Source organism: Paenibacillus daejeonensis DSM 15491 (assembly GCF_000378385.1).
GTDB classification, from domain to species: domain Bacteria; phylum Bacillota; class Bacilli; order Paenibacillales; family Paenibacillaceae; genus Paenibacillus_D; species Paenibacillus_D daejeonensis.
Map to the genome: position 1 here is coordinate 26,846 of NZ_KB899685.1, position 8,482 is coordinate 35,327.

Below are 8,482 nucleotides of genomic sequence, written 5' to 3' on the forward strand. Positions count from 1 at the left end.
TCCATGCAATACAAAGCGATTCATCATGTCCAGCATAGCGGCCGCCTGTTCCCATCTGGCGAGTATGTAGTCGGTCTGACGGAAGAGGAGGCCCAGCGCCTCCTAACATCAAAGGCAATCCAGGCGATTGACCTACCACCAGCAGAAGCTGTTGTCCAACCTCCTGCAGGTGCTGCCCCGGTTACGCCGCCAGCAGGCGGGGAGCCGGAGAAGACCGTCGCCGAGCTGACTAAGCTCCTCGAGGCAGATCCTTATGTGGAGGACGTGGAGCAGTTACTGCAGAAGGAGCTCTCCCGCAAACCGGAGCCTCGTAAAGGCGCGGTTAAGCTGCTGGAGGACTGGCTGAAGGAGGCTGCAGAAGATGAACTTCAAGCTCCAGACGCAGCTGGACAATCTAACGACGTTTCTCAATCCTAACGAGTTCGGTGAGCTGCACGATATCGATGGTGTTCCAACCATGGTCGTCATCGACCAGGATCTGATTAATAAGAGATCACAGGTCATGGCTGAGGGGACTTACATCAATCGTCTGGTTCTGTTTGTCCGGATGGCGGATTTGGGCTATATACCGGTCGAAGGCCAGATGATGAGGGTTGATGATTCGCCGTACCTGGTCGTTCAGGTTGGCCATGACATGGGAATCCTAAGCGTCACGCTGGAGGGCAACCAGACATGATCAAATTTTCGTCAACTCGCAAGGAATTCAAGCAGGCTACGGTCGCATTGAAGTTTGTTCAAAACAACATTCCGAAAGCCTTTAGCGCTGCCATGAACCGGGTCGCCCAGGGCGTCCGGACAGAAGCGGTCAAGAAGGTGAGGGAGATCTACCACGTCAAGGCGGGAGACGTGCGGCAGACGATCCGAATCACGAAAGCGAGCGCGGCCCGCCTAGAGATGATCTTCACCTCGCGCGGGCCGAGCATTCCGCTGATCAAATTCAAGACAACGCCGTCCAAGGCGCCCCGGAAACAACCCCGGGTGCTGAGGGCTGCGGTGAAGAAAAAGAGTGGGAAGAAGCCGATCCCCGGTGCGTTTGTTGCGGAAATGCGCAGCGGACACCTCGGGGTATTTGAGCGTGCCGGCAAGAAGCGGACGCCGATCAATCAGTTGTTTGGTCCAGCGATCCCCGTCATGCTCAGCGAGCCAGGCGTTGCCGAGCACCTGCAGACAGAGGCGCAGCGGCGCATGGCGGAACGGATCGACCATGAGGTCGGCCGCGTGCTGGGGAGGATGTAAGGATGACAGCAGCTATGTTATTGCGTGCGCTTGTCGCCTATCTGCAGGTGGCGGTCGCAGACTATGCGGCTGCACAGGCGGACGGTGGGCGCTACACGGTGCCGCGCGTGTTTGATTGGTACCTCCCGTTTAAGGATCCGCGCAAGGAGGAAAAGATTGATTTTCCTTATATTGTTGCTCGCATCATGGATGGAGAGGATCCGGAGAGCGAGCCGAAAGATGTAACTGGCTCCACAGTCCACGTGCATCTAAGTTTTGGCGTGTACCATCCCGGCACGATGGACGAGGCTGGTTTCATACATCCGGACGGAAATTACGATCTGCTTAATTTGATGGAGCACGTCCGGATGGCGCTGCAGCAACAACCGCTGATTGACCAGCGGTACCGGCTGGAGAAGCCATACAACTGGGACATCCCAGACGGTCAGCCTTATCCATTGTGGGTTGGCCAGGCGGTGACGCGTTGGTCCGTCCAGAGTGTCACCGAACAAATACAAGGAGTTGATTTGCATGGAAGCCAATGGACCAGATGAAACGAAGGAAGAAACGAAAGGGCAAAAATCTAGGGCGGAACGAAGGCAGGCTGAGTCTGTCCCAGTGACAGCCCCCACGCCGGAACCAGCAGCGGAACCAGCAGCGGTACCGGCGAAAAAGCAGTTGGATCAGCTCATTTATACCGGCCCTAACGTTGGCCGGGGGCATTTGCAGCAGTATGCCGTCTTCCGCGGTGGGATTCCGGCGCACGTCGCCCCGCTGATCGAGCAGCATCCGGAGATCCGCACGCTGCTTGTGCCGATCGCGGAGCTGTCCAAAACGCAAGAAAAAATCCAGGTGAAGGGAACGCATGAGCACAAGGCGTACCGGATCCTCGAAGGAGTGACAATTTAATGGCCTACAAACATGGGGTGTCTGTCATTGAGCGGCCAACGGCTCTCACGCCGCCCGCCTCTACCGGATCCGTGCCGGTTGTCATCGGTACCGCGCCGGTCAACCTGTCGCAACGAGCGACGGCGCCGGTCAATGAGCCGGTACTCTGCTTTTCCTACGATGAGGCGGTGGCTGCTTTCGGTTATAGCCACGACTGGAGGTTTACACTGAGCGAAATGATTTATTCCCATTTCGCCCTGTTTTCGATGTCTCCGATTGTGCTGATTAACGTCCTGGATCCCGCGACGGACAAGACAGCGCGCACTGGTGAGGATGTGGCGATGGTTAATAACCTTGCTGTTGTGACTGCACAAGGGATTTTGAGCTCGTCCGTAGCAGTTAAATCTGCTGACGGCGAGACAACCTATGTCCTCGGTACCGATTACGATTTGGACTACGATGGGGATGGCCAGCTCGTCATCCAGCGTATCACCGGCGGAGCGATCACTGGCAGCTCGGCGACGCTGACCGTCGATTACGAGGAGCTGGATCCGGATGCGGTGACGGCTGCCGATATCATTGGTGGCATCGATGGCAGCGGCCAGCCAACGGGATTGGAGCTGGTCAACCAGGTCTTCCCACGCTTCCGTTTGCTGCCGGGGATGGTCCTGGCGCCAGGCTATTCTGATGACCCAGGCGTTGCGGCCGTCATGGTGGCCAAGGCAGGCAACATTAATGGATTGTTCCGGGCTACGGCGATTGTGGACCTCGCCGCCGACATGAATTACAGCGATGCCCCGGCCTGGAAAGCCGACAACAGCTATTCGTCGCCGGCACAGATTGCAGCGTACCCGATGGTTAAGCTCGGGGATCGGACGTTCCATCTGTCCACGCAGGTGGCGGGTGTGTTGGCGGCCACGGATGCAGCCAATGGCGATATCCCGTATGTATCCCCGTCCAATCAGTCCTTGCGGGCGGATGCGGCGGTGCTGGCCGACGGCACACCAATGTTCCTCGGTCCGGAGCAAGCAGCCTACCTTAACGGGGAAGGCATTGTCACCGCACTCAACTTTCTAGGCGGGTGGAAGGCGTGGGGCAACCGGACAGCAGCCTATCCGGGCACCACGGATCCCAAGGATGCATTTATCCCTGTCCGCCGCATGATGGACTGGATCCGCAACACGCTGATCCTGACCTACTGGCAGCGTCTGGACGCGCCGATCACGCCGCGTCTGGTCGAGGCCATCACCGACAGCGTTAATCTGTGGCTTAACGGCCTGGCTGCACAAGGCGCGATCCTGGGTGGACGTGTGGAGTTCAACCTGTCCGAAAACCCGCAGACGGATCTGATGGACGGCATCATCCGGTTGCATGTCTACGTCACGCCACCGTCGCCGGCGCGATCGATCGAATTTATCGTCGAGTACGACCCGGCATATCTTAGCGCGCTGTTTGCAGCGTAAGGAGGGAATAGACAACCATGCAAATTCCAGAAAGATTAACTAACTTTACGGTGTACCGCGAGGGTTCAGAGTACCTTGGTGTGAGCGACATCGTGCTGCCGACGCTGGAAGCAATGACGGACACCGTTTCTGGCGCCGGCATTGCCGGTGAAGTCGATAGCCCGACGATCGGCCACTTCGGCAGCTTGACCGTTACACTCAACTGGCGCACCGTCCAGCAGAGCACGATTCGTTTGCTGCAGCAGCGTTCACATGCCCTGGACTTCCGGGGCGCTATCCAGGTGTACGACTCGGCTAACGGGTCATACCGCTCCCAGTCAGTAAAGGTGACCGTGAAGGCTGTGCCTAAAGGCGGCACGATTGGCAACATGCAACCATCATCCACGATGGGTAGCAGTAACGAGTTGGAGGTCACGTACCTCAAAATTGCGATCGACAACCGCGAACTGCTTGAGTTGGACAAGTACAATTTCATCTACCGCGTTGACGGATTTGACGCATTGGCGCAAATGCGAAATCAATTGGGACTGTGAGGGATTAAAGAATGAATACAGGACAACCGGTACCAGAAGAAGGCGTGACAATCGAAGCACCCGCCACCAGCATCTACAAGCTGCGGCGGGCGTGGTCGTTTGAAGGCGAGGAAGTGAAAGAGCTGGATCTCGATTTTGATCGCCTGACAGGGGAGGACATCATCTCCTGCGAACGGCAGTACATGCAGCAGGAAGGGGCGTCCATGCTCTTTAAAGATGCCAACAAGGAGTACCAGGCTTACGTTGTGGCCCGCGCCGCCAAGGTGCCGGTGGAATTAATCCGCGCGTTACCGGCAAAAGAATTCTCTATGGTCACGCTGAGGGCTCAGCGTTTTTTGCTCAGCTAGGCTTTGCCGGCGGTGTCGACGTGCGCGACCTGGCCGCATCGCTGGCCATGATGACGTACACGCCGATCCCGTACTTCCTCTCTTTGCCTCTGCGCGAGCTGACGGACTGGATCGTGCGGATGAATAAGCGACGGAAGGAGGATCCGAGCCGTGGCAGGAAGAGGTAGAGAATACGAGGTATCGTTTAAACTGGATGCCGAGCTGGAATCATCCTTCAAGCGTTCGTTCGGCCAAGCTGCAGACGGACTTGAGAACATCGATCGGGAGCTGCGCGAGCTCTCCCGATCGGGGAACTTTGGCAAGATGTCCCGTGAAGTAGAGCAATTCGATCGCGAAATCCGCAACGCCGAGAAGGGTAGCCGAAATTTTGGCGATACACTCAAGCGCGTTGCGGAGTATTCCGGAGCTTTCGCCATCGTCCAAGGCGTCGAGGACAGTATCAAAAACATTGGCTCTACCATTTTGGAGTTTGACGATTCAATGGCCCAGCTCGAAGCCTCAACCGGCGTCAGCAAGGCCGAAATGGCTGAGATGGAGCAGATAGCAAAGGATCTCTACGAAATACCACTTGGGGAAGGCTTTGCTGACATCTCCAACTCAATCGCCACTGTTCGCCAGGTCAGTAAGCTTACCGGTGATGAGCTGGAGAACATGAGCCGCGAGGCGATGGTCTTCCGTGAGGTGTTTGGCGAGGACATCAAGGAGTCGGTCAAAGCTAGCGACACCATGATGAAAAACTTCGGCATCACGTCGACGGAGTCATTCAACCTCCTGGCCCAGGGCGCCCAGCAGGGCTTGAACAAGTCCAATGAGCTCCTGGACTCGGCCAATGAATATGCGCCGCAGTTCGCCGCGCTCGGTTTTACGGCAAATGAGATGTTCGACATCTTCGGCGCTGGCCTTGAGGCGGGGGCTTTTAACTTGGACAAGGTAGGCGACTCGGTTAAAGAGTTCAATATCCGCTTGAAGGACGGCAGCGACGCCACGTATGACGCCCTAGCTGAGTTGTTTGCGCCAGATAACATCGTCGAATGGACGGACGCTCTCACTAAGGGTGGGAAGAAGTCCACGCAGTATATGGAGCTCGTCAGCAAGGTCGGTAACGAGACAGCGGACATCATGCTCGGCAAGCTGAAGAAGGGCGGTAAGCAGGCTAGCGATACGTTCACCATCCTCGGCAGTATTATGGGTGAAGGTGCCAACATCTTGGAGGGGCTGTCCTCTGGATCGGTCAAGGGCAGCGACGCCATGCAGATGGTGATCACCAAGCTACAAGAAATCGAGGATCCGCTCGCACGGAATCAGATCGGCGTCGCGTTGTTTGGCACGCAGTTTGAGGATGTCGAGGCATCGGTCATTCAGGCGATGGGCACCGCCCGGAGCCAGTTCGACATGACAAAGCAGACCATGGAGGAGATCGAGGCGATCCGCTTTGATACCATTGGCAAGGACTGGCAGAGCTTGGGCCGACAACTTATGACGGAGCTGGTGCTACCGATCGCGGAAGATCTCATGCCGACCCTCGAGCGCTTGGCCGATTGGGCAGTCGACAACAAGGATCTGATCAAGTTTCTGGCCCTGGCAACTCCGGCCGCATTGATTGGTAAGAATGCTTTGTCCATTGCTAGTAGCTTCTTCCAGGTCGAGAATGCGGCGGGGAAGGCCGGGCGTGGCGTCGGCGGTGCAAATACGCTACTTGGTAAGTTTGGATCCACCCTCGGCTTCTTCACCAACCCGGTGGGCTTGGCCGTCGGGGCTGTTGGCCTACTGACTACTGGAGTCCTGGCCTATAAAAAGCACCAGGAAGAGGCACGTGATGCACTAATCAACATGGGTGAGAGCCTCCAGGAGGCTAATCGGCAGTACGATGAAGTGGCAAAGAAGGCGGACTCCACAAACTCCTTGGTCGAAGAATATAGACGCTTGGATGACGTTGTTCGGAATAATACTGATGCTTCTAGAGATTTAACCACAGAACAGGAACGTCTCGCGGAAATCACTGCCGAGCTTCACGCTCTCCATCCGAACACAGTTACGCAATACGAAATTGAAAATGGATTAACCAGAGAAAAACAGGATTTGTTGAAGCAAGAAGTGACCGCAGAACAAGAATTGGCCAGATTGAAGCGGGAAAGGGAAGTACTTGAACAAGAGCGGAACTTGCCTAAATTGGAAAAGGAGATCTCCAAGCTTCAAGAACAGTCGGAGGTGCTCCTTGAACAGAAGGAAGCATTGGATGCAGCCGTTCCCGCATTTAAAGACTTTCAGGCACAACTCCAAAATATATTGAAAGCTGAACCAACAGACGAAAGAGCCGTACAACTTGAAAATCTTCGTATCAAGGCTAATGAAGTTGGTGAGGCTGTAGGGAAGAGTTTTGCTCATCTTGGTCCTGGCATGTTGGACGGCGCTACAGATGACTTGATTGCACGACGAATAGCTGCATGGGATGACTACATCTCCAAGACAGAGGATCTTGCAACTGCAAGAGCTAGTTATGAAGAACTCTACAACTCTCAAAAAGAGTTGATTGAGCTTGACCTCGGAACCACGCTCCAGCAACAGGCCGACAATTTTAAAAACTTGACAACGGAGGAGCAGACGCGATTTGCTTCCGCGCTGCAGGCTGTGTCCGATCTGAACCAACAGATGGAACTGATGCCATCTGAGAAGACCATTAATTTCAGGATGGTTTATAGTCAGATTGGTGGCTGGGGGCCTGGTGGGCCAAAGCTGGATACGAGCATCTTTGATCGACAGTATGCCGATGGTGGATACGCGGACCAAGCTTCCATCTTTGGCGAGGCTGGTCCAGAGATGGCCATCCCACTAAACAACAAACCTCGATCGCAGAGGCTGCTCGATGAGACGAACCGCCTGATGGGTCGTAATCCAGACGGCAGCCGACCCGACGCGGGAGCAGCCGATAACTATCCCGTCTATTCGGAGGTACCGCGCGAGCTTTTGGTCCAACACACGTTGGATCCACAAATTCAGGAGCTGTTGGAGAGCAGCAACCGTCCAAAAGACTTTGAGGTACAAGCCAGCAGTGCCGGACCATTGGAGCTGCAAGTCCATGAGTCGCCCAATCAGCGTCTGATGGAGGCCGCGACTCAACTAATGGAGAGTGCGTTCTCCCAATCGCAGGGCGATGCAGGCGGCACAACGATTACCTTTGCTCCGGTCATCACCGTACCCGGTGGCAGCCAGGGGGATGTGGATCGTGTTGCCCAGGCCGTGCAGCCGACCTATGAGCAGTTCAAACTATATATGCGTCGCCTGGCGCAGGAGGATCGGAGGTTGAGTTTCCATGGCTGAGTATATCACTCTGCAGGGTGACACCTGGGACGGCATATGTCACAAGCTATACGGCAGCAGTCGGCAGATGACGGAGCTAATGCAGCTCAACCCCGCGCACCTGCGGGTCGTCATCTTTTCGGCGGGCATTCGGCTCCGAATTCCAGCGGAGGCGGAGATCATCGATGACGAGCTGCCGCCATGGAAGAGGGGGCAGTGATGGCCATAAGACAAGCAATACCGGTAATCGTGTATCAAGGCGTGGATATCTCTCGGGATATCGCGCCTTTTTTGATGTCTCTGAGCTATACAGATGCGGGCAACGGGCGGGCAGATGATCTCCGGATCGAGTTGGAGGACCGGGAGGGCAAATGGAGGGGGCCGTGGCTGCCACAGCGGGGTGAGCGCATCAAGGCGTCGGTGGATCTGCTGCACTGGTATTCTGGCGTAACCAAGCGGACGCTGCAGTGTGGCACCTTTGATGTGGACACGGTGTCGCTGGGCGGTCCGCCGGACGCAGTGACGATCCAGGCTGCTTCCTTCCCTGGTAACTCAAGACTCAAAGATGAGCCGCGGACCAAAGCCTGGGAGAAGGTGACGCTGAAGCAGATCGCCACGCGCATCGCCCAGACTGCGGGCATGAAGCTGCTGTTTGAAACGGACGACATCACCTATGACCGTCTCGACCAGTCGCAGGAGACGGATCTCAGCTTCCTAAGTCGACTGATCGAGCAGGAGG

The 8,482-nt window shown here is 56.0% G+C and carries 11 protein-coding genes; all 11 read left to right on the top strand.

Annotation, left to right across the window (positions count from 1 at the left end; all coding sequences use genetic code 11):
* The first annotated feature begins 3 nt into the window (after nt 1-3).
* Entirely contained in the window at nt 4-417 is a 414-nt protein-coding gene (locus F556_RS0132185) for a hypothetical protein (protein ID WP_020621128.1), read from the top strand.
* Nucleotides 362-676 carry a hypothetical protein gene (locus F556_RS0132190; protein WP_020621129.1) on the top strand — a complete coding sequence of 105 codons (315 nt, stop codon included), beginning with the start codon at nt 362-364 and terminating at the stop codon, nt 674-676. Before F556_RS0132185 ends, F556_RS0132190 begins: the two co-directional genes overlap by 56 nt.
* Complete coding sequence (locus F556_RS35875; RefSeq protein WP_020621130.1) at nt 673-1,236, top strand: phage tail protein; 564 nt, start codon at nt 673-675, stop codon at nt 1,234-1,236. The genes F556_RS0132190 and F556_RS35875 overlap by 4 nt, the downstream gene beginning before the upstream one ends.
* 2 nt (nt 1,237-1,238) lie before the next feature.
* Complete coding sequence (locus F556_RS0132200) at nt 1,239-1,769, top strand: hypothetical protein (protein ID WP_020621131.1); 531 nt, start codon at nt 1,239-1,241, stop codon at nt 1,767-1,769.
* Complete coding sequence (locus F556_RS36835; RefSeq protein ID WP_020621012.1) at nt 1,747-2,124, top strand: hypothetical protein; 378 nt, start codon at nt 1,747-1,749, stop codon at nt 2,122-2,124. The genes F556_RS0132200 and F556_RS36835 overlap by 23 nt, the downstream gene beginning before the upstream one ends.
* Nucleotides 2,124-3,566, top strand: coding sequence for a phage tail sheath family protein (locus F556_RS0132210; protein ID WP_020621132.1), 1,443 nt, complete (start codon nt 2,124-2,126; stop codon nt 3,564-3,566). The genes F556_RS36835 and F556_RS0132210 overlap by 1 nt, the downstream gene beginning before the upstream one ends.
* Before the next feature lie 17 nt (nt 3,567-3,583).
* On the top strand, nt 3,584-4,099 hold the full coding sequence (locus F556_RS0132215) for a phage major tail tube protein (protein WP_020621133.1): 516 nt from the start codon (nt 3,584-3,586) through the stop codon (nt 4,097-4,099).
* Nucleotides 4,100-4,110: 11 nt separating this feature from the next.
* On the top strand, nt 4,111-4,446 hold the full coding sequence (locus F556_RS0132220; protein WP_020621134.1) for a phage tail assembly protein: 336 nt from the start codon (nt 4,111-4,113) through the stop codon (nt 4,444-4,446).
* Between the two features lie 150 nt (nt 4,447-4,596).
* Nucleotides 4,597-7,764, top strand: coding sequence for a phage tail tape measure protein (locus F556_RS0132225; RefSeq protein ID WP_020621135.1), 3,168 nt, complete (start codon nt 4,597-4,599; stop codon nt 7,762-7,764).
* Nucleotides 7,757-7,963, top strand: a complete 207-nt coding sequence (locus F556_RS0132230; RefSeq protein WP_020621136.1) for a tail protein X — start codon at nt 7,757-7,759, stop codon at nt 7,961-7,963. Before F556_RS0132225 ends, F556_RS0132230 begins: the two co-directional genes overlap by 8 nt.
* Nucleotides 7,963-8,482, top strand: a 520-nt coding sequence (locus F556_RS0132235) for a phage late control D family protein (RefSeq protein ID WP_020621137.1), incomplete at its 3' end; no start/stop codon positions are given. The genes F556_RS0132230 and F556_RS0132235, both read left to right, overlap by 1 nt.

Coding starts and splice junctions, on each gene's coding strand:
- F556_RS0132215 (WP_020621133.1), top strand. CDS start 3,584: ATGCAAATTCCAGAAAGATTAACTAACTTTACGGTGTACCGCGAGGGT.
- F556_RS0132210 (WP_020621132.1), top strand. CDS start 2,124: ATGGCCTACAAACATGGGGTGTCTGTCATTGAGCGGCCAACGGCTCTC.
- F556_RS0132190 (WP_020621129.1), top strand. CDS start 362: ATGAACTTCAAGCTCCAGACGCAGCTGGACAATCTAACGACGTTTCTC.
- F556_RS36835 (WP_020621012.1), top strand. CDS start 1,747: ATGGAAGCCAATGGACCAGATGAAACGAAGGAAGAAACGAAAGGGCAA.
- F556_RS0132230 (WP_020621136.1), top strand. CDS start 7,757: ATGGCTGAGTATATCACTCTGCAGGGTGACACCTGGGACGGCATATGT.
- F556_RS0132200 (WP_020621131.1), top strand. CDS start 1,239: ATGACAGCAGCTATGTTATTGCGTGCGCTTGTCGCCTATCTGCAGGTG.
- F556_RS0132185 (WP_020621128.1), top strand. CDS start 4: ATGCAATACAAAGCGATTCATCATGTCCAGCATAGCGGCCGCCTGTTC.
- F556_RS35875 (WP_020621130.1), top strand. CDS start 673: ATGATCAAATTTTCGTCAACTCGCAAGGAATTCAAGCAGGCTACGGTC.
- F556_RS0132220 (WP_020621134.1), top strand. CDS start 4,111: ATGAATACAGGACAACCGGTACCAGAAGAAGGCGTGACAATCGAAGCA.